Below are 20,366 nucleotides of genomic sequence, written 5' to 3'. Positions count from 1 at the left end.
GTGCCAACAAAAGAACTGGGGTGTGGGGCAAAGCCCCGCAAATATCAAAATTTAAAAAATTTATTTTTTGACAAACTGTATTTGTTTAGGTATATATATAATAATTAAGTTAATCGTGTGTTTGGGAGTATTATCAAATTTAAAAAACACTTGGGTGGGCAGCCAGAATAACAGTAAAAGCTAAAAAATTAAAAATCATTTATAAATAACAGATAGTATTCAAAAATTTTTGGGGTGGGAGTTAGAATAAATTTCAAAACTTTATTTTATTAGTAAGTATTAATTTTTATAAAAATATTAGTCATGCTATTGATTTTTTTTATTGTTATGCTATAATTTTAACACTTAAAAAATGCGGGCGTCGTATAATGGTTATTACCTTAGACTTCCAATCTAAAGATGACGGTTCGATTCCGTTCGCCCGCTCATTATTGGCTTTATTTCTTTAACTGTTTCTTTCTAAAATAATTTTTTATTACTCTTTTTTACGATATTTTCGGTTTTAAATTAATTTTTATATATTTACGGAGTTTTGTGTATGAGAAAAGGATTAATGTTTAAATTTTTAAGCATATTTTCTATATTTTTATTTATTGCTTTTTTAGCATTTTATATATTCTATAAGCCTATTTATAAATCTAAATTTTTGAACGAAAAATATTTTCAAACATTAAATGCCAAAAATGAAACAGAAGGCTATATAAGAGAAATAAAAAATACAGTTAATATAATAGTTAACAATTTGGAATCTAATCCGGATTTAGTAAGTTTCGGAGAGTTCATAACAAATGTAGAAAAATCTAATGACGGATATTTGAATATGTACTTTGGGGATACTGTTCCATATTCTGAAGGAGGCATATACATAAATACTTTAGAGGAATATTCCCGTACTTATAATCAGACTTCAAGACCTTGGTATATAGATGCCCTTAAAACTAGAGATATAGTGATAAGCGATCCTTATATAGATTTCGCAGTTAATGAACTTACAGTTACATTTAGTAAAGCTATATATACAAACGGCGGTTTAAAAGGTGTATTTGCTATAGACTTTATAAATATGAATAAAATCATGGAGGATGTGAAAAAGCATTTTGACGGCAGTTTTTATATAGTATCAGAAAATGGAATATATATGACACATGAAAAGAGTGATTATGTATTAAATGAAAATAATAATTTATTTAAAGACCCTATATTTGCTAAGTTTAAAGGAAATCTTACTTCTCATATAGGCGAAATAAAAATAGAAGGCAATGAATGGTATGCTATAGAGAAAACAGATAATGCTCCTTGGATTTTGATATTTAAAGGCGATGCTAGTATAGTTCATAATCAGTTTAGACTTTTAATGCTTGCAGTGTTTATTGTTATGCTTCTTATACTTGTTATAGAATGGCTACTTGTCGGGAAAATAGTTAAGCCTTTAAAAAATACTATAAAAATAATAGACTTAATGAAAGACGGTAATTTTAATAGCGTATTCGATAAAAATGATTTGGCTTTGCAAGATGAATCTGGTCATTTAGTTAATTCAGTTAATGATATGCAAAACAAAATATCTTCAATAGTTTCTGGAATAAAAATGCATATGTCTTCTATTAATAATTCAAGCGGTCAAATATCAAACGGTATAGATAATTTATCAGATAGAACTTCATCACAGGCAGCAGCTATAGAAGAGGTAAGCGGTTCTATAGAAAGTTTATTTTCCTCAATATCGGATACTTCAAAACATACTAATGATGTAAAAGACATGAGCAATAAAGTAGCTGAAGAAACCAAAGCAGGAGTTGAAGCTGTAACTGCGATTTCAAATAATATGCTTGATATATCAGAATCTAGCAAAGAGATATCAGATATTATTAAACTTATACAGTCGATAGCTTTTCAGACTAATATATTATCGCTTAATGCGGCAGTGGAGGCAGCACGTGCTGGAGAGCAAGGTAAGGGCTTTGCAGTTGTGGCTTCTGAAATACGTTCTCTTGCTCAAAATGTTAATGATGCAGCTGGAAAGATTACTGATATAATAGAAAATACTGTAGCCAAAATAGAGACAGGAAATGAATCTGTAAAACATTCTCTTGATGTGCTTTTAAATATAGAAAACTCAGCAAAAGAGGTATCTGATGTACTTATTGATTTGCATAATGCAGTATCTGATGAAGAGGGAAGTGTTAAGGAGATTGCTCTTGCTATGAATGAATTAAATAAAATTACTCAGGAAAATGCCAATCTTGTGCATAACAGTGCCGTACTAGGAAGAGAAGTTGCTAATGGCACTGACAATGTTTATTCAGAACTTGAATATTTCAAACTTCATGCTTAAAAATTAATATAGGGGCTTTTTTATATTTCAAAGCCCCATAATAGTGTTTTATGTAATTTAAGAAATAAGAACTTAAAGGTTTTTATTTGTTAGGTTTGTATTAAAAAAATCTGCTAGTTTATCAAAAGGGATTAAATCTGTTCTGTCATATAGATCAACATGATTAGCATTAGGTATTATGACTAACTCTTTTGGTTCTTTAGCTTTTTTATATGCATCCTCGCTGAAATATCTTGAATGAGCTTTTTCACCCGCTATAAAAAGTATTGGTCTTGGAGATATAAGTTCAATATTTTCCAAAGGATAATAATTCATCAAGCTGATACTGCTTATAACAGACATAGCAGTTGCAGCACGAGGGTGAAAACCTCTTTTGGTACGGTAATAGCTGTAGAACTCTTTTGCTATATCTGGAGAGTTTTCATCTATAGTTTCAGGAGTACCTATTTGAAATTGTTTTTCTCCGCCTTGATATTCATTCCATCTTTGCATGGAAGCCGCTTCAATCATTTTTTTTCTCTCTTCATCGCTTACAGAGTCATTTATTCCCTGACGGGCTGCTCTTCCCATATCATACATACTTGCTGCAGCTACTGCTTTTATTCTGCTGTCAATTTGAGCGGCACTTAAAACAAAACTTCCGCTTCCGCATATTCCTATAGCTCCTATCTCGTCTCTGTCAACATAGTTTAATGAACCTATAAAATCTACTGCAGCACTGAAATCTTCTGCAAATGCCTCCGGTGAAGCTGTATAATGAGGAGAGCCTCCGCTTTCTCCATTGTATGATGCATCAAACGCTATAGCAATAAAGCCTCTTTCTGCCATAGCCTGAGCATATACTCCTGCAGCCTGTTCTTTTACGGCACCATATGGACCTCCTATAACTAATGCTTTATATTTTTGATTGGTATTAATATCTATAGGTGTGTATAAGTCCGCTACTATATTTATACCTAGTCTGTTATAAAATGATACCTTCTTTACATTTACTTTATCGCTCTTTTTGAAAGTTTTATCCCATTGTAATGTATTATTTTGTGCCATGATGCTTCCTATAGGTAAAAGCATATATGCTGAAAATAATAAAGCTCTTTTTAAAATATTTTTAAACATTATAATATCCTCCTTTTTTAATTATTCATAGAATATAATAATTAATTAACTATAGCAAATATTTATTGATTATGAATATATATACTTTTTAGGTATTGATTAAAAATTGATAATTTAGTATTATAATAAATAAAGGAGATTTTAATATTATGGAGATAAGAGCTTTAAAATATTTTTTAACTACAGTAAGAGAGGGAAATATTACAAAGGCTGCAAAATATCTTAATTTAACACAGCCTAATTTATCGCGTCAGATAAACATGCTGGAAAGAGATATAGGGCATAAATTATTTGAAAGAAAACATAATAATATAGAGCTTACTCCAGAGGGCATTTTGCTAAAAAAAAGAGCAGAAGAAATATTAAATATGATAGATAAAACAAGGGCTGAGTTCAATTTTACTGATGAATTAATAGCAGGCGATATATTTATAGGGGCTGGGGAGACTTGGGCTATTGCATTGCTTGCCTCTATTATGCGTGATATGCAAAAAGACTATCCGCATATAAAATATAATATTTACAGCGGAAACTCTGAAGATATTACAGAGAAGCTAGATAAAGGATTATTAGATTTCGGAGTATTGATAGACCCTGCCGATTTATCAAAGTACGATTATTTAAAAATGCCTGCCAAAGATACTTGGGGGCTTATTATGAGAAGAGATTCAAAGCTCGCACAAAAAAAGTATATAGTAAAAAAAGATTTATATAATATTCCTTTAATAGTATCAAGACAGACTATTCAGAATGATATGCAGAATAATGATTTTTTAAAATGGTTAGGAGGAAGTTTCAGCGGTTTTGAGATAGCTGCTACTTATAATCTTATTTATAATGCCTTGATTATGGTACGCGAGGGTATGGGCTATGCTTTTGCTTTGGACAGGCTTATAGATAATATGCATAATGAAGATATATGTTTTTTGCCTTTAAAGCCTAAATTGGAATCTGGTCTTAATGTTGTATGGAAGAAAAATCAGGAGTTTTCAAGGGCTTCCAAAATATTTTTGGAAAGAATGAATAAAAGTTTTCTATAATAGAATTGATAATTAAAAAATACTAGACTTAATTTATATATATGCTAAAATTTATTATAGAGAAATATTTTTTATTTAGAAATATATAATAATTTTTTATGGTAGAGTGAGAAAATAAATGCTTGTAAGTTTCAGTGCTAAGAACTATAAATCATTTTATGATGAAGTTACTCTTGATATGCGTATAGAAGTTAATGACAGCAATATAGAAGAAGTTGAAAATAATCCATTTGTATACAAAATAAATGATGATTATATATCCAAATTATGCATACTATACGGACATAATGGAAGCGGAAAATCTAATTTATTAAATGCTATTTCATATTTAACCAATATTAATATATATCATGATGCTCCTGCAAATTATAAGTATTTATTTATACCAAATATGATTTATGGTAAAGATGAAAATACGGAATTCACATTAGAATTTTATTATAATAATATTTTATTTTTCTATAAAATAATATTAGATAATAAAAATAAAAAAATAGAATATGAATTGTTAAAAGAAAATGATAATATAGTTTTTGAAAGAAATAATAGTAATATATTAAATGGAAATGATTTCTTTATCAATATTAAAGGCATACCAAATCAAATCACAGTTATGGCATATTGTTATAGTGTTGATGATTATAAAAAAAATACAAAAAAATATCAGGATATATTTACAAAAAATTTTTTTTCATATATGTTTATAAATTTTCCAGATGCATTATTTATTGATATTGATAATATATATTTTTTATTAAAAAGCTCAGGTCTTTGGAATGTATACAAAAAACTTATTTCTCTTGCTGATGTGGGTATAGATGATATAAAAGTAATTGAAAATACTAATGATAAAAAAAATAATAGTTATATGAATAATTTTTTAAGAAAAAATAAATATAAATTAATATCTATACATAAAAATTATGAAGATGATTTTAGAAATATAGAATCTGATGGAACAAAAAATTATGCCGTCAATTTATTTAGTATATTAGGAAATTTAAGAAGCGGCAGTTTATCTGTATTAGACGAATTTCAAGGTGTGCAGTCTGAACTTTTAGAGCTTGTTGTTAGTTTATTTCAAAAAAATATGTTTGAAGATTTGGATAATCCTACAGCTCAGTTAATATTATCAACTCATGATACAAATTTAATGTGCCTTAAAAATACATTGTTAAATCATTATTGGTTTCTAAACAAAGAAGATAATAAAAGCGAATTATACTGTGCTTCTGACTTTGAGGATTTAAAAATAGAAGATTTAGAAAAAGAGTATAAAAGAAACAGCCTAAAAGCAAAGTACAACTCCCGATTATTTGAAGTTCCTTCGAAGTTTTTTATTGATGAGGATATAAATAAATGAGGAAGAAACAAACACTAAATACTTTAAATAATAAAAAATATTATTTGTACTGTTTTTCACCCGGAGAAACTGAATTTGAATATTTCAAAAAATATGTAAATGAAAAACTTAATGATAAAATTAAATATCATGGTAATGCTCAAACACATCAATTAAGTGCAAATATTAAAGATGATGAACAAAAGAATAAAGAAATAAATAGAATAGTAGATTTTATAACAAATAGAACTTCCACTATGAACGAATATGGTTTAGGAAAAATAATTGTGTTCATAACTGACTGTGATAATGCTAAACTCAGCCATATAGAAGATTTAAGAAAAAAATTTAATAAGTGTTTGCAATTATACAATAATATTAATTCTAGTATATTCATACTTAATTATCAGGCATTGGAAAGCTGGCTTGAATATTATTATGATGAAACAAAAGATAAACAATTAATTAAAGATGATGTATTTAAACATTGGGATAAAGTATTTCAAAATAATCATGATAAGGCTGTAAATAAATATTTAAAAGAACATAATCAAAAAGTGCATTCATCAATAGATAATTATTCAGATATACATACTAAAAGCTATTCAGATTTTCCTTATGCTTTTAAATATTTGGAAGAGCTTGAAATTAATAAAAGTAGTTAACTTTTAAACATATATAACAAAAACTCCCAAGCAAATTAATACCTGAGAGTTTTATTATTAATGATTTGCTGTATATTATTTTAGATTGTCATTAAAAAATTGTGTTATTTTCTCAAAAGGTATTTTTGACATGTCATCATATAATGAAACATGGTCTGCATCTTCTATTATTACTAATTCTTTATTATTGCCTGATATTTCATTATAAACATCTTCAGAATAATATCTTGAATGTGCTCTATCGCCTGCTATTAAAAGTACAGGAGTAGTATCCAAATCCTCAATATTATCCATTAAATTAAAGTTCCAGAAAGAAAAAGGCATAGTGGCAGTCCAAGAAGTAACGAAGTTTATTGCACGAGGGTGATAAGCTCTTTTTGCATAATAGTTGTAAAAGGCAGCAAATACTGGGTCAGAATTTTCTGGAAGCTCTTCTGGTACAGCCATTGCAGAAGCCTGTATATTATTATTTGCATCAAAAGTAGGCTCATGATTACCCAAAGCATAATTTCCGTTTTCAGCATCTTTCCAACGCTGCTCGCTTAAATACTCTCTTATTTTTCTTCTCTGCTCTTTTGTATAATAATCCATATGTCCTTTGCTCATATCTCTTGACATGTCATACATTGAAGCAGTTGCTACAGCTTTAATTCTAGTATCAGTACCAGCAGCAGTTATAGCCATACCAGAAAGCCCGCATATACCTATTGCACCAATACGGTTTCTATCTACATAATCAAGAAGTCCTAAATAATCTACAGCAGCACTGTAATCTTCTGTATATATATCTGGCGAAGCATTGTTTCTAACTTCTCCGCCGCTTTCACCTGTAAAAGACGGATCAAAAGCTAATGCTACAAAACCGTTGCTAGCCATTTCCTGAGCATATAAACCAGATGCCTGCTCCTTAACTGCTCCAAATGGTCCAGACACTGCCAATGCCGGATTTTTTTTATTACTGTAGTCTTTTGGTAAATATAAATCTCCTGCTATCTCTATACCGTAGCGATTTTTAAATCTTACTTTTTTCATTTCAATATTTGTGTAAATTTTAAAAACTCTGCTGTCCATATTATTTTCTCCTTTGTTTTGATTATTTTGTGTGCTGTTATTATTACAAGAAATTAAAAATGATAGTAATAATAAAATTGATGATATTGTTTTTTTCATTATAAACTCTCCTTAAATTATTATATTTTAGTTTGCTATTTTTAGTTTATTTATTTCTTTTATAATCTTAGCTGGCATTCCACCTACTATCACATTTGAGGGTACATCTTTATTAACTAAAGCTCCTGCTGCTATTATAGAGTTATCTCCTATAGTTACCCCAGAAAGTATATGTGCCCCTGAACCTATCCATACATTATTTCCAATCACTACTTTTTTTGGGTAAGTAGTACTTCTGTATTCTACTTCTATTCCGTGATTGAGTGTTGAAATAGCAGCATTCATTCCTATAAATACATTATCTCCTACAACAATGCCGCCTCTATCCTGAAATGAGCATCCGCAGTTGAAAAATACATTCTTTCCTATCTTTATATTTTTTCCAAAGTCAGTATAAAATGGAGGAAAGCATGTGAAACTTTTATCTATTTTTTCGCCTGTAAGTTCTTCAAATAATTCTCTTACCTCATCTGCAGTGTGATATTTATTATTAATTTCCATAGTTATTTTTATTGCATTTTGAGAGCATTCATATAAAAGCGGTGATAATTCTTCATCTTCGCTTGAGATCGGATTGCCTTCTTTGCAGTATTTAATAAAATCTTCCATATTCATTTGTTCATTCCTTATGTTTTTTATTTATTTGTATTTTACAGAAAAATTAAATTATATCAAATAATTATGTGTTATATATTTTTATACCTAAAAAGCATAATACTAACATGCATTTTTAATACTCTTTTATATTAAAATGAATTTGCTTTTTTTATTTTTATGTACCATACTATAAGTAGGCGGTATTATATACTGAAAATACAAATGGAAAGGATTTGCAATAATGATAGAAAATTTTATACCTAATAAAAAAGTATTCGTATTTGATACTAATGTGATACTTCATGATTTTAAGTCAATATTTTCTTTTGAAGAGACAAATATAGTTATACCTATTACAGTTTTGGAAGAGGTTGATAAGTTCAAGAAAGGAAGCGATACAATCAATTTCAATGCCAGAGAGTTTATAAGAGAGCTTGATGTTATAGTAGAGAAAAATGAAGAGCTTCAGGGAACTAAAGATATTTTTAAAAAAGGTGCTTTGCTTGATAATAAAAGTAAAGTATTTATAGATGTTAATAATGAAGAGAGAGATGATTTTAAAAAAATATTTTCAAACAGCATTCCAGATCATAAAATACTATCATGTGCCTATAATATAAAATGTGAAAATCAGCGTGTAATTCTTATAACTAAAGATATTAATATGAGAATGAAGGCTAGAAGTTTAGGTATTGATACACAAGACTATAATACTGACAAGATAGAAAAATTATCATCATTATTTACAGGTATAGAAAGTATATCTGGAGACAATGCTAAAATCTATATAAAAGAACTTAATGAAAATAAAGAGATAGCAGTAAAAGGTGAGCATTCTATTTATCCTAATACATATTTCTGCTACAGAGTAAAAGAAGAAGATGAGGCAGTAATAGGTAAATATAAAGATAATACAAAAACAATAGTTCATGTTGATACCAATATAGATGCATACGGAATAAAGCCTAGAAATGAAGAGCAGGCTATGGCTTTGGACGTTTTGCTTGATAATGATATACCTTTAGTTACAATAATGGGTAAAGCAGGTACTGGTAAAACTCTTTTAGCACTTGCAGCTGCTTTAGCAAAAAGAAGAGAGTACAGACAGATACTTTTAGCACGCCCTGTAGTAGCACTTTCTAATAAAGATTTGGGTTTTCTACCCGGTGATATTAACAGCAAATTAGATCCTTATATGCAGCCTTTATTTGATAATCTTTCTGTTATACAGCATGTACATTCTGATGACAGCGATGAAAGCAAAAACATTAAAAAAATGCTTGAAAATGAAAAGATAGTTATTTCTCCTTTGGCATACATAAGAGGAAGAAGTTTGAACAAAATATATTTTATAGTAGATGAAGCTCAGAACCTAACGCCTCATGAAATAAAAACTATTATAACTAGAGCAGGTGAGGGTACAAAAATAGTTTTCACAGGAGATATTCATCAGATAGATACTCCTTATTTGGACGAAAGAAACAATGGTCTTACTTATTTAATAGACCGTACAAAAGCGGAAGTATTAAGCGGTACTGTTACACTTGAAAAAGGCGAGCGTTCAAAACTTGCCGAGCTTGCTGCTAATGTATTATAAAATTATTTAATATTTATTAACAATTAAAGCATAGAGTGCATTGTTAAATTCAGTATTCTATGCTTTTTTATTTTTTATAAAAATAAAGTTTATATTAACTTTTTTATTTAATTTTAGAAAGCATTTTTGCAAAAGTACTGTTTAAATTATAATTTACTCACCGCACGTAGAATGAAATTTTATAATATATTAAAATTTGTATTACAAACAAAATCTATATTTTTAATTACGTTATGCGTGCGTTGTATAATGTACTAAATTTAAAAACCGCTTGGGTGGGCAGCCAGAATAACAGTGAAAGCTAAAAATAAAAATCATTTATAAATAACAAATGGAATTGAAAAATTTAATGGGTGGGGATTAGAATACATTTTTAAACTTTATTCTAATCCCCCCTTTTAGATTTAAAAGCCTTATTTTTTATATTGGCTTTAATTAAATCTAAAAGTCTATACATCAAAAAGTACACCCGCCCAAAGCGTGATTTAAAATTTACACTTTCCTCCACGCACGTAGAATGGATTTTTATAATACAGATTGATTAACAAATCTAATTTATTTTATATATAAGAATCGATTTAACGTGCGTTGTATAATGTCCTAAATTTAAAAACCGCTTGGGTGGGCAGCTATAATAAAAGTGAAAGTTAAAGAAATAAAAACCGTTTCTAAAATAGAAAATAATGCCTTTAAATTTAAAGGGTGGGGGTGAGAATAAATTTTAAAACTTTACTCTAATACCCGCCCTTTTAGATTTAACAGACTTATTTTTCATATTGGCTTTAATTAAATCTAAAAGTCTATACATCAAAAAGTACACCCGCCCAAAGCTTGATTTAAAATTTGCACTTTCCACCACGCACGTAGAGCGGATTTTTATAATACAGATTGATTAACAAATCTAATTTATTTTATATATAAGAATCGATTTAACGTGCGTTGTAAACATTATAAATTCAAAAAACACTTGGGTGGGCAGTTATAATAACAGTAAAAGCTAAAAAATAAAAATAATTTATAATAACAGATAGTATTAAAAAATTTAGAGGGTGGGGGTGAAAAATAAATTTTAAAACTTTACTCTAATACCCGCCCTTTTAGATTTAAGAGCTTTATTTTTTTAATGGGTTTAAATTAAATCTATAGGGTTATATTTTTTCAAGTGCACCCGCCCAAAGCTTGATTTAAAATTTGCACTTTCCTCCACGCACGGAGCATGAAGTTTTTATATATAATGCAAATTAGAATTAATAATTAGTTTATATATAATAATCGATTGAACGTGCGTTCAAGAAATATTATAAATTTAAATAACACTTGGCGGGTGCTGATAAATATAAATTGAACTTTTTAAATCTAAATAAAGTTTGTTAATATCAAAATAAGTTAATAAATCTTAGAGGGTGGGCAGTAAAAATAAAATTTAAAACTTGACAAATTATAATTGTTTAGGTATATATTATATATAATAAATATGATAATTTTATCATTATAAAGGAGATTGTATTTTATGAAAAAATATATTTTTATAATTAGTCTTTTAATTTCAAATATTATATTTGGATACAATCAAACATTTAAAGTAGGCGAATATATAAAATATGATGTTTTAGCACAAGTTCCAGAGTTTAATATAAGCGGTAAGGTAGGAACACTTGAGGCTAAAGTTCTAGCTATAAGCAATGTAAACGGAATACCAGCATATCATCTTTATGCTCATGTTTATACAACTGGTGCGGCTAATTGGGTTTATAAAGTAAGTGATGTATTCGAGGCTTGGGTTTCTACAAATGATTTTAGCCCTTTAGTTCTTAAAAAAGATACTTCTGAGGGCGAATGGACAAATAATGAAACTTTAACTTTTTATAAAAATTATTATCTCTTTAATGATAAAAGAACAACTGATGAAAAGATAGAGTTCAGCGGAATGGCTTATGATGCTTTATCTTTAGTGTTTTTCATGCGTTTTGTTGATAAGAATATAGGAACATTTAAAGTTAATTGGCTTGAAGGAAAGAATATAAAAAGAGATATAAGATTTACAATAGAAAATGGGGAAGACCTCAAAACTAAACTTCAAAGGGATAAACTTGCCACTACAAGAGTTTATGAAAAAGATAAATACGGAACGGATGCATTGATTGCTAAAGATAAATATAATCAGGTGCCTCTTGATGTAATTATAGCCGAGCAGAAAGTTTACGGACTTACAATAAGGGTAAGAGGAATAATAAGAGAATACAAAGACGGAAAATAATACTTTTTAATTAAAAAAATAAAAGACAGCGTATAAAAATATATGCTGTCTTTTTTAAGAGTTATATAAAGCTAAAAAACAAAATTATTTGCTTGCTTCATATTTAGTGTTAATTTCTTTTACTAAGCTATCTATAAGTTCATCATTCATTCCATGACCGCGGCATCCTTCTTCCAAACTTTCCCAGCTTGCTACATGACAGCCTACGCAATGAAGTCCATGACTCATCATTATCTCTGCAGAATCTGGAAAGATCTGTATTATTTCACCTATACTCATAGTTTTGTTTATCATAATAGTTACCTCTTATTTATTTTATATTATAATATATATAAATTATTTTTTTGTCAAAGTGTAAAAGTTAAAATAGGATAGAAGTTGTTAAACTTTTTTAAGTATTTCCTTAAATATGACATATTTAATTCCCCAGTTACCGCTACAGCATTTTTCTCCATTTTCTCCATTCTTTTAACATCATGTTTTCTTCCTAGTTTTTTATATATTCTTTTTAAAGTCATTATTATATATAGATTATTTGCATGAGATTCTATAGTGTCAAATAATGATAATGCTGTAATCAAATCAAAGCCTTTTATATTATTTAAGGCAAAGTATGAATAAAGTAATGCTATATGATCATGCGAATCTTTACCTTTACTCATAGCCGTTTTATTAACTATATCAAAAGCTATACTCTCATTTTTTTCAACGCCTATTCCTTTATAATAGCAATGAGCAGTAAGCCCTTTTGCACATGAACATTTTGAATTGTTTATATCAGAAAGTTCGCATGCTTTATAGTACATTTCAAATGCCTTATTAGGATTTTTTTCTATTCCGCGTCCTAATTCATATCCTTTGCCTATAATGGTTAAAGCACATTCCAAAGTATTATCTATATTAAAAGACATATCAGCCATAGAGATAGCTAGTTCCGGATATGGTATTATAATATCGCCGTAAAATAATTCTTTGGCATACATAAAATATGATAAAGCATCATTTAATCCTATGGCTTTTTTTAACATATCTATTCCGTCATTATTATATTTATTTGGCATATTATAAAGCATTATCTTTGCTATTGAACGGTATATAGCAGCTTTATCCAATTTACTATTTAAGCATCTTTGAAGATTATTTAATATAAGCTCATAATTATTAGAGCCTATCATCTGAAGAGAATGAGCATATATGAATCTTATATAAGATATCTCCTCATCTTCTTCTTCATAAATATACTGAAAAAGCTCTTCGCATAATTCAGCAGTTTTATCATAATTTTTAAGCTCATAATTAGAGAATATCATTATATAGTATGTTGAGTATTTGTATTCGCTTTTATCAATATGGTATAGATATTTTAATGCCTCTCTATAATCATCATCGCTTTGAGCATAATTATGATAAAGCTCTGCTATTTTTTCATAAATCCAAGCCTCATCATTTTCATTTAGTATTTTTTTTAACTCAGCTATAGCTTTTTTTATCTCGCCCTGATATGCATACAAATTAGCCCTGTAATATCTGTACTGCATGCTGTTTATTCCAAGTACATTTATCACTTTATCAAGCAAATAAAAAACTTCTTTGAGGTCTTTTCCCTCTTCCTGACTGTCTGGATAAAACTTATCTTCATTTTCTATAATAATATCATGAAGAGCCTGAATCTTTCCAAGAAGAGCATTTAATCTGTATTTATTATTATATTTTAGAAGTTCATTATAATTTTCTATAGCCTTTCTATAATTGCCTTTATTAAAATACCATTCTCCTCTTTCATATATAGCATTAAAGTTTAGGCTGTTTAGTTCTATTGCCCTGTCAAAAAAGAATACGGCATCATCATAAAACTCTGACTTTATGCCGTTTTTTGCTAGTATAATTCCCTTAAGAAAATATGCATCATCATAAAAAGGAAAATCGTAAATAAGTTTATTAGCTTCAATATCGGCTTTAGGAAGTATATTAAGATTGTAGTAGCAAAGCCCTCTTTCAAACCTTGCTATTCTGTTGTCTTCAGCATTTTTGATAAAATCATCATAATAACCTATAGCCTGATGAAAGTCAGCTTCATTTTCTCCATTATTGAGATAGCTGCTTGCAAGTATTAATAGAGCATCATATGCTGTATTATCTTTATCAAAAAGTATTTGAGCATACTCTCTTTCTTTGTCTATGTTTTTTAAATCTCTATTTAAATACATAAGACCTCTGTATGCATCTGCTATATTAGGGTCAATATCTATAGATTTATTTAAATCATATTCTATTGAGGAATATATTAATGCCCTTCTTGCATCATATTTTGTATTATCAAACTCTTCCTGCTGAAGTTCTATAAAAGCATATTTTCCACGCATATAAAATGCTTTGGCATTATCAGGTTCTTTAGATATAAGAATGTCAAGCTCTTCTATGGCTTTTTTATAATCTCCGTCATCAATGTACTTACTTATATCATCTAATGAACTCATAACTATATCCTAACAGCAAGGTTTAGCAAAAACTGAAATATTATTTTTAATATTAGAGGGGCTGCCATTTGAAGAACTAAAAGAAATATTAAAGGAGATAAGTCAAGCACTCCTGCAATAAGTCTTCTTCCGCCGAAAATTTTATCTATAACTCCGTCTGTTATCTTATAAAAAAAGTTTACTATAGGATTATAATAGTCTAAATGCATAGCTCCGAAAGCCTGAAGCCAGCTTAATATAATCCATACAAACCATATAAAAGAATACAGTCTCAAAGCCTGCATACATACTACATATATAAATCTTATAATTTCTACCAGCATAAACTTCCTATAAAAAATTATTTAATATTGTTAAGTGCCTCATCTACATTATTAGCAGTATGCACTATAGTTAAAAATTTAGTAGCCTCGAATAATGCTTTTAATTTTTTACTTAAAGAACAGAAATAAACAGTACCGCCGTTTTCGCCTGATACCCTTAAAGCAGAAGCGATTAGTCCTAAGGCAGAAGAGCACATATATTCTATATTATGAAAGTCAAATATAAAGTTTAAAGCTCCTGCATTTTTAGCATAATTTAATTTTTCTTCTAGTATATCAACATTTTCAGATATAATATTTTTTTCTATATTGATTATGGCTGTTTTATCTTCAATGATTGTACGAACCATGATAACTCCTTTAAATAAAAAAGTAAACTGCCTTAATATTATTATAAAAAGTCAAAAAATCAAGCAGTTTTTTATTTATCCCATTCTATAAGTATAGGGCAGTGATCGCTTCCCATAACATCGGTTAATATATCAGCTCTTTTTATATTCTGAGCTATTTCATTATTAACAAAGAAATAATCTATTCTCCAGCCCACATTTTTTTCTCTTGATCTGGTTTTCATATCCCACCAGCTATAATGTCCGCCTTCTTTTACAAACATTCTGAATGTATCAGTAAAACCTTTATTTAAAAACTCTGTTATTTTTTCTCTCTCTTCTGGTAAGAAACCTATACTCTTTTCATTTTCTTTAGGTCTTGCCAAATCTATAGCTTCATGTGCTATATTCATATCGCCGCATAATATAACATTAGTTTTGCTTTTTAATTTAGTTAAATGTTTTGTAATCTCATCATAAAAAGAAAGTTTATAATTGAAATGTTCTTCAGATTTTCCGCCGTTTGGGAAATATACATTAAATATAGTAAAATCATCAAACTCTAATGATAATATTCTTCCTTCATTGTCTGAAAACTTAGTTCCTAATTTATTTTTAATTACTTTATTAGGTTTTAATTTTGTGTATATAGCAACTCCGCTGTATCCTTTTTTTACTTCAGGGTCAGCAGGATTGATAAAAAGTTCATAGCCTTCTATATTTCTTAAATCTTCAGGCAGCTGTTCTTCAAAAGCCTTAGTTTCCTGAAGACATATTATATCAGGGTTTTCTTTCTTTATAAAATCAACCAACCCTTTTTTATATGCAGCTCTTATTCCGTTTACATTCCAAGATATTATTTTCATTAATTAATCAGCCTTTTTTATTATAGTTGTAGATGGTATTTATTATAAACTCTATATAATAATAATACAACTATATAAAAATTATCTAAAATTAAAAAATATGATAAATAAATAGGAAGCAGATTGATTTTTTTTTATTATTGTATTATGATATAAACGTATAAAAAATAATGTAAGGCTAAATTGTGAAAGTAAGGTTTCTTGGAAGCAGAGGTTCTATACCAACCCCCGGTAATAGTTTCAGTGAATATGGCGGTAATACATCATGCCTTCAGGTTATTGATGATGACGGCAATTATATAATATTAGATGCTGGAAGCGGACTTAAAAATGCCAGCTATTATGCTTTAAAATCTGATAAAACCGAAAGTATTATACTCCTAACTCATTTTCATTGGGATCATATTATCGGAATACCGTTCTTTGCCCCTTTTTTCTCAAATAAATACAGCTTTACAATATACGGACCTAAAGATTCTTCTACAGAGATGTATGATACTATCAATAATATACTTGCAAAAGATTATTTCCCTGTAAACTTAGAGCAGTTTGCAGCTAATTTAAAGTTTGAGGCTTTTTATGAAGGAAAGAAAATTACTTTCGGAAATATGACTATAGAAAGTATGTGGGTTAATCACCCTTGTCATACACTTTCATATAAAATAACATCAGGAAATAAAACTGTAGTATATCTTACAGATCATGAGCCTTATAAAAAACGTCTTCATGCACAGCACCCTTCGCTTTCACATTATAATCATAATGCTGATTTGCTGCATGCCAGATTAATAGATTTTGTACGCGGAGCTAATGTACTTATTATAGAAGGAGAATACACAAAAAGCGAATATTATAACGGACATGTTGGTTGGGGACATTCTACTTTAAATGATGCTATACAGGTTGGACTTGATGCTAATGTTCCTTATGTTATACTTCATCATCATAATCAGGAAAGAACTGATGCACAGATAGACCTTATATATAATAAACTTCTTGCTTTCTTAAAAAAAGAAGAAATAGATTTGCAGCTGGCATTCGCTAAAGAGGGCTCTTATATTAATATATGAGTGAGTATGATTCTTTATTTTATGATAAAAAATATATACTTTCTGACTGTTATACAGATGATATACATAAATTAAAAATAGGTATTCATATACATCTATACTATATTGATATGTTGGATTCATTTATTTTTTATATGAAAGATTTTCCTGTTTATTTCGATTTATTTATATCCGTATGTTCTGAAGAAAATAAAAACATATGTTCTGAGAAATTAACTAAAAAAAATATAGTTAAACTGAATAATATAATTATAAAAGTTACTCCAAATATAGGCCGTGATATAGCTCCTTGGATAGTTGGATTTAAAGAAGAGCAAAGCAATTATGATATATTTTGTCATTTGCATACAAAAAAGTCTCCTCATGATGATAAATTAAATGGCTGGTTTGATTATTTAGTAAAAAATATTATTAGTAAAAATGCTGCAGAGAATATACTTAGTAATTTTGTATTAAATAATAATATCGGATTAATATTTCCTCCTGTATATACATCTATTTTTATTTATGTACTAAATTTGAGTCCTAAAGATGAGGAAAATATGATTTATCTTTTAAATAATATGAATATAGATTTTACTCCTTCTTCAAATAATTTTATATTTCCAGCAGGCACTATGTTTTGGTACAGACCTAAAGCATTAAATAAATTATTTTCTTTAAACTTATCATATAATGATTTTCCTAAAGAACCTATTCCTATTAGCGGAACTATAGCACATGCTATAGAAAGAGCGATTGGTATAGTTCCTAAATATGACGGATATGATATTAAGTGCTATATTACAAAGGAATCTTTAATAGATTTACTTTTTGAAAATTACGATCTTCAATATAAAAATAGCATTCTTGAATATACAATTAGAGAAGAGTGTATAAAATATAAGAAAAGTATAATACCTTTCTTTATATACGAAAATGAATTAAAGAATAGAATATTAATAAATTTATTTGGGATAAAAATCGTAATTAAACGTAAAAATAAAAAATAAAAATATTTTATTTTTATTTTGTAAATAAAAAACAATGGACTATAATAAATAATGTCCATTGTTTCCAAATGCCTATTATATATTTTATAAAATAAACTTAAAATTTAAAAAACAGTATGCTTTTCTCCAGCTTTTTAGCCCTATCCAATAATGTTCTTGACATATTGCTAGATTCATTTGCTAAAGCGGCATTTTGTGTAGTGAGACTTTCCATACTGTTTATAGCTGTACTTATCTGATTTACTCCAGATTGCTGTTCTAATGCAGTAGAGGCTATATTCTCCATTAAATATGAAGTATCCTTTACTTTATGCTGAAGTTCTGAAAACAGTTCCTGAGATTTTCTTGCAGTTTGTGTGGCATTATTTATTCTTTTAGCTGTATTATCTATAAGGTTTGCTATATCTTTAACTGACGACTGAGTAGTTTGTGCCAAGTTTCTAACCTCGCTTGCTACAACAGCAAATCCTTTACCCTGTTCTCCAGCACGTGCTGCTTCTACAGAGGCATTAAGTGCAAGTATATTTGTCTGAAAAGCTATATCTTCTATCATTTTAGTTATATCTTTAATTTTTTCGCTTGATTGATAAACCTCTTCTATATTTGAAGATGTCTGCATTATAATATTTGCAGCCTCTCCTATATAGTTTATTGATTCATTCATAATATCTTTGCCGCTTACAGCATTTTCTGTTGATGACTGTATAGTTGATACTATTTCTTCTATACTAGCAGCAGTTTCTTCCAAACTAGAGGCTTGTGATTCTGTTCTTAATGATAACTCTCCGCTGCTTTCCATCATATTTTCTGAGGAATGTATAATTTCTTTTGCAGCTTCATTCACTTCATTTATAACTTCTGAAAGTTTTTTGCTCATTATATTGAATGCCGATTCTAATCTTCCGAATTCATCTTTTCTCTCTTTTTTAGCATTTTTTGAATTATTTATTTCTATGTGTCCTTCAGATATTTTTTGTGCCTGCTTCATTAAACTGTCTAATGGAGACATAGTTTTCTTTATATAAGAGAGTGCAAAAGCATTAATACATATTATAGAAAGTATGCATACTAATAGGGCTATTTTTAGCATATTAATATTTTCTTTATATATGATATTGTTATCCATAGCCATAGTTAAAGTCCAAGGAAGTTCTTCCATTTTAGTATACACTGCTGTTCTTGATTTATTATTTAATTTATAATTTATTACACCTTTTTGTTTATTATCATTTTTTATTAGGTCAAAATATGATCCTGCTTTTTCATTTATATAATCATATGTATCAGCTACTATAATTCCGTCATCATCTAATGCGAATAATCTTCCAGTATCATCAAGTTTTAATTTTTTTAAGCTGTTTATAACTTCTTCCCAATTGATTATCATATAAATAGAGCCTATTAATTTGTTATTAGTATCTCTTACCCCTGCTATCAATGCTAATGATAATTTACCGTCTGAACTTGATTTTATTATTTTTGTTCCGTATGCAGCATCATATCCGCTTTGCACAAAATTATCCCATATACCAGGTCTTAAATCCTGTATATTATTTCCTATTTCAACTTTCTTGGCATTGTCTAATATAGTACCGTTTGTATCTGTTACTCCTATATTCAAAGAAAATTTATTAATTGATTCAAAATGATCCAATGTTTTTGCCAACTGATAATCTTCATTTATATTTCCAGATAGGTAGCTTATTATAGCTGGTGTTATAGCATAAGTTTTTATTAATGTCTTATTTTCTGAAAACCAAGAGTCAAGCATAGACTTGTATCCTTCTAATGTGTTTTCAAAACCAGAAAAAGTAGATTTACTTACTGTATTAAATGATTTATATGATAGTACTGTAATAGTGAGGATTAAAAATATAGTAGTTATTATACTTATCATAAGCGGCATTTTAAACCTTATAGAATGTCTCCTTTTCATAAAAAATTATTGCTCCTTCAAAATAAAAAATTATGTAATGTATAAACTAATATATTTTTCATGTTTTCCTGTTGTTTAAATAAAAACTATATTAATTACATTTTGTAATATTAATTAATATTTAATATTCTATAATATATCACTTAATGTAATAAAATATTCCTGTTTGTTTACAAAAAATTTATATATGATGTATTTTGTAAATATGCATCAATGTTTTTTATGTATTGTAAAATATAATTTTAAAATAAAAG

General features: G+C 28.2%; 17 protein-coding genes and 1 tRNA gene. 9 read left to right on the top strand and 9 right to left on the bottom strand.

The features are described from left to right. Positions 1-354 precede the first annotated feature (354 nt). Positions 355-426 (top strand) — tRNA-Gly (locus tag Q1X91_RS03980). 112 nt (positions 427-538) lie between these two features. Next, the gene (locus Q1X91_RS03975; protein ID WP_300753598.1) at positions 539-2,335 is read left to right on the top strand and encodes a methyl-accepting chemotaxis protein; all 1,797 of its coding nucleotides are present in this window, start codon (positions 539-541) and stop codon (positions 2,333-2,335) included. A gap of 72 nt (positions 2,336-2,407) precedes the next feature. Here Q1X91_RS03975 and Q1X91_RS03970 read toward each other — a convergent pair whose 3' ends face one another. Further along, positions 2,408-3,451 carry an alpha/beta hydrolase gene (locus Q1X91_RS03970; protein WP_300753597.1) on the bottom strand — a complete coding sequence of 348 codons (1,044 nt, stop codon included), beginning with the start codon at positions 3,449-3,451 and terminating at the stop codon, positions 2,408-2,410. Between the two features lie 149 nt (positions 3,452-3,600). On the opposite strand from Q1X91_RS03970, the gene Q1X91_RS03965 reads away from it, so the two are divergent. From Q1X91_RS03965 to Q1X91_RS03955, 3 genes are all read left to right on the top strand, one after another. After that, positions 3,601-4,491, top strand: a complete 891-nt coding sequence (locus Q1X91_RS03965) for a LysR family transcriptional regulator (protein ID WP_300753595.1) — start codon at positions 3,601-3,603, stop codon at positions 4,489-4,491. Between the two features lie 118 nt (positions 4,492-4,609). Next, positions 4,610-5,854 (top strand): AAA family ATPase, encoded by a 1,245-nt coding sequence (locus Q1X91_RS03960; protein ID WP_300753593.1) that lies wholly within the window; start codon positions 4,610-4,612, stop codon positions 5,852-5,854. Beyond that, the gene (locus Q1X91_RS03955) at positions 5,851-6,498 is read left to right on the top strand and encodes a hypothetical protein (protein WP_300753591.1); all 648 of its coding nucleotides are present in this window, start codon (positions 5,851-5,853) and stop codon (positions 6,496-6,498) included. Before Q1X91_RS03960 ends, Q1X91_RS03955 begins: the two co-directional genes overlap by 4 nt. Positions 6,499-6,573: 75 nt before the next feature. Here the strand turns inward: Q1X91_RS03955 and Q1X91_RS03950 are convergent, their stop codons facing one another. Both Q1X91_RS03950 and Q1X91_RS03945 read right to left on the bottom strand, forming a co-directional pair. Continuing rightward, positions 6,574-7,668 carry an alpha/beta hydrolase gene (locus Q1X91_RS03950; protein ID WP_300753589.1) on the bottom strand — a complete coding sequence of 365 codons (1,095 nt, stop codon included), beginning with the start codon at positions 7,666-7,668 and terminating at the stop codon, positions 6,574-6,576. 27 nt (positions 7,669-7,695) lie between these two features. Continuing rightward, complete coding sequence (locus Q1X91_RS03945) at positions 7,696-8,283, bottom strand: DapH/DapD/GlmU-related protein (RefSeq protein WP_300753586.1); 588 nt, start codon at positions 8,281-8,283, stop codon at positions 7,696-7,698. Between the two features lie 223 nt (positions 8,284-8,506). Between Q1X91_RS03945 and Q1X91_RS03940 the strand changes: the two genes are divergently transcribed. Together Q1X91_RS03940 and Q1X91_RS03935 are read left to right on the top strand one after the other, a co-directional pair. After that, the gene (locus Q1X91_RS03940) at positions 8,507-9,862 is read left to right on the top strand and encodes a PhoH family protein (protein ID WP_300753584.1); all 1,356 of its coding nucleotides are present in this window, start codon (positions 8,507-8,509) and stop codon (positions 9,860-9,862) included. Positions 9,863-11,372: 1,510 nt separating this feature from the next. Then, positions 11,373-12,119, top strand: a complete 747-nt coding sequence (locus Q1X91_RS03935) for a DUF3108 domain-containing protein (protein WP_300753582.1) — start codon at positions 11,373-11,375, stop codon at positions 12,117-12,119. A gap of 84 nt (positions 12,120-12,203) precedes the next feature. Here Q1X91_RS03935 and Q1X91_RS03930 read toward each other — a convergent pair whose 3' ends face one another. From Q1X91_RS03930 to Q1X91_RS03910, 5 genes are all read right to left on the bottom strand, one after another. Beyond that, a complete protein-coding gene (locus tag Q1X91_RS03930; protein ID WP_300753580.1) occupies positions 12,204-12,413 on the bottom strand; it encodes a DUF1858 domain-containing protein in 210 nt (69 codons plus the stop codon). A gap of 53 nt (positions 12,414-12,466) precedes the next feature. Beyond that, positions 12,467-14,596: a tetratricopeptide repeat protein gene (locus Q1X91_RS03925; protein ID WP_300753578.1), complete on the bottom strand. Its 2,130-nt coding sequence runs from the start codon at positions 14,594-14,596 to the stop codon at positions 12,467-12,469. A 2-nt stretch (positions 14,597-14,598) separates the two neighbouring features. Beyond that, on the bottom strand, positions 14,599-14,919 hold the full coding sequence (locus Q1X91_RS03920; RefSeq protein WP_300753577.1) for a YggT family protein: 321 nt from the start codon (positions 14,917-14,919) through the stop codon (positions 14,599-14,601). A 17-nt stretch (positions 14,920-14,936) separates the two neighbouring features. Beyond that, a complete protein-coding gene (locus tag Q1X91_RS03915) occupies positions 14,937-15,269 on the bottom strand; it encodes an STAS domain-containing protein (RefSeq protein WP_300753576.1) in 333 nt (110 codons plus the stop codon). A 71-nt stretch (positions 15,270-15,340) separates the two neighbouring features. Further along, entirely contained in the window at positions 15,341-16,114 is a 774-nt protein-coding gene (locus tag Q1X91_RS03910) for an exodeoxyribonuclease III (RefSeq protein WP_300753575.1), read from the bottom strand. Positions 16,115-16,299: 185 nt separating this feature from the next. On the opposite strand from Q1X91_RS03910, the gene Q1X91_RS03905 reads away from it, so the two are divergent. Both Q1X91_RS03905 and Q1X91_RS03900 read left to right on the top strand, forming a co-directional pair. After that, the gene (locus tag Q1X91_RS03905) at positions 16,300-17,184 is read left to right on the top strand and encodes an MBL fold metallo-hydrolase (protein ID WP_300753573.1); all 885 of its coding nucleotides are present in this window, start codon (positions 16,300-16,302) and stop codon (positions 17,182-17,184) included. Then, on the top strand, positions 17,181-18,176 hold the full coding sequence (locus Q1X91_RS03900; RefSeq protein WP_300753571.1) for a rhamnan synthesis F family protein: 996 nt from the start codon (positions 17,181-17,183) through the stop codon (positions 18,174-18,176). Before Q1X91_RS03905 ends, Q1X91_RS03900 begins: the two co-directional genes overlap by 4 nt. 97 nt (positions 18,177-18,273) lie before the next feature. On the opposite strand, the gene Q1X91_RS03895 is transcribed toward Q1X91_RS03900, so the two are convergent. Continuing rightward, positions 18,274-20,112 (bottom strand): methyl-accepting chemotaxis protein, encoded by a 1,839-nt coding sequence (locus tag Q1X91_RS03895; RefSeq protein WP_300753569.1) that lies wholly within the window; start codon positions 20,110-20,112, stop codon positions 18,274-18,276. Positions 20,113-20,366 lie beyond the last annotated feature (254 nt).

This window comes from uncultured Brachyspira sp., assembly GCF_949287625.1.
GTDB lineage: Bacteria > Spirochaetota > Brachyspiria > Brachyspirales > Brachyspiraceae > Brachyspira.
This window is presented reverse-complemented; position numbering and strand designations above follow the sequence as displayed.

Bases quoted from the DNA above. Each gene is read 5' to 3' on its own strand.
- Q1X91_RS03895 (WP_300753569.1), bottom strand. From the start codon at position 20,112: ATGAAAAGGAGACATTCTATAAGGTTTAAAATGCCGCTTATGATAAGT.
- Q1X91_RS03960 (WP_300753593.1), top strand. From the start codon at position 4,610: ATGCTTGTAAGTTTCAGTGCTAAGAACTATAAATCATTTTATGATGAA.
- Q1X91_RS03925 (WP_300753578.1), bottom strand. From the start codon at position 14,596: ATGAGTTCATTAGATGATATAAGTAAGTACATTGATGACGGAGATTAT.
- Q1X91_RS03940 (WP_300753584.1), top strand. From the start codon at position 8,507: ATGATAGAAAATTTTATACCTAATAAAAAAGTATTCGTATTTGATACT.
- Q1X91_RS03965 (WP_300753595.1), top strand. From the start codon at position 3,601: ATGGAGATAAGAGCTTTAAAATATTTTTTAACTACAGTAAGAGAGGGA.
- Q1X91_RS03900 (WP_300753571.1), top strand. From the start codon at position 17,181: ATGAGTGAGTATGATTCTTTATTTTATGATAAAAAATATATACTTTCT.
- Q1X91_RS03975 (WP_300753598.1), top strand. From the start codon at position 539: ATGAGAAAAGGATTAATGTTTAAATTTTTAAGCATATTTTCTATATTT.
- Q1X91_RS03945 (WP_300753586.1), bottom strand. From the start codon at position 8,283: ATGAATATGGAAGATTTTATTAAATACTGCAAAGAAGGCAATCCGATC.
- Q1X91_RS03920 (WP_300753577.1), bottom strand. From the start codon at position 14,919: ATGCTGGTAGAAATTATAAGATTTATATATGTAGTATGTATGCAGGCT.
- Q1X91_RS03915 (WP_300753576.1), bottom strand. From the start codon at position 15,269: ATGGTTCGTACAATCATTGAAGATAAAACAGCCATAATCAATATAGAA.
- Q1X91_RS03910 (WP_300753575.1), bottom strand. From the start codon at position 16,114: ATGAAAATAATATCTTGGAATGTAAACGGAATAAGAGCTGCATATAAA.
- Q1X91_RS03955 (WP_300753591.1), top strand. From the start codon at position 5,851: ATGAGGAAGAAACAAACACTAAATACTTTAAATAATAAAAAATATTAT.
- Q1X91_RS03935 (WP_300753582.1), top strand. From the start codon at position 11,373: ATGAAAAAATATATTTTTATAATTAGTCTTTTAATTTCAAATATTATA.
- Q1X91_RS03950 (WP_300753589.1), bottom strand. From the start codon at position 7,668: ATGAAAAAAACAATATCATCAATTTTATTATTACTATCATTTTTAATT.
- Q1X91_RS03930 (WP_300753580.1), bottom strand. From the start codon at position 12,413: ATGATAAACAAAACTATGAGTATAGGTGAAATAATACAGATCTTTCCA.
- Q1X91_RS03970 (WP_300753597.1), bottom strand. From the start codon at position 3,451: ATGTTTAAAAATATTTTAAAAAGAGCTTTATTATTTTCAGCATATATG.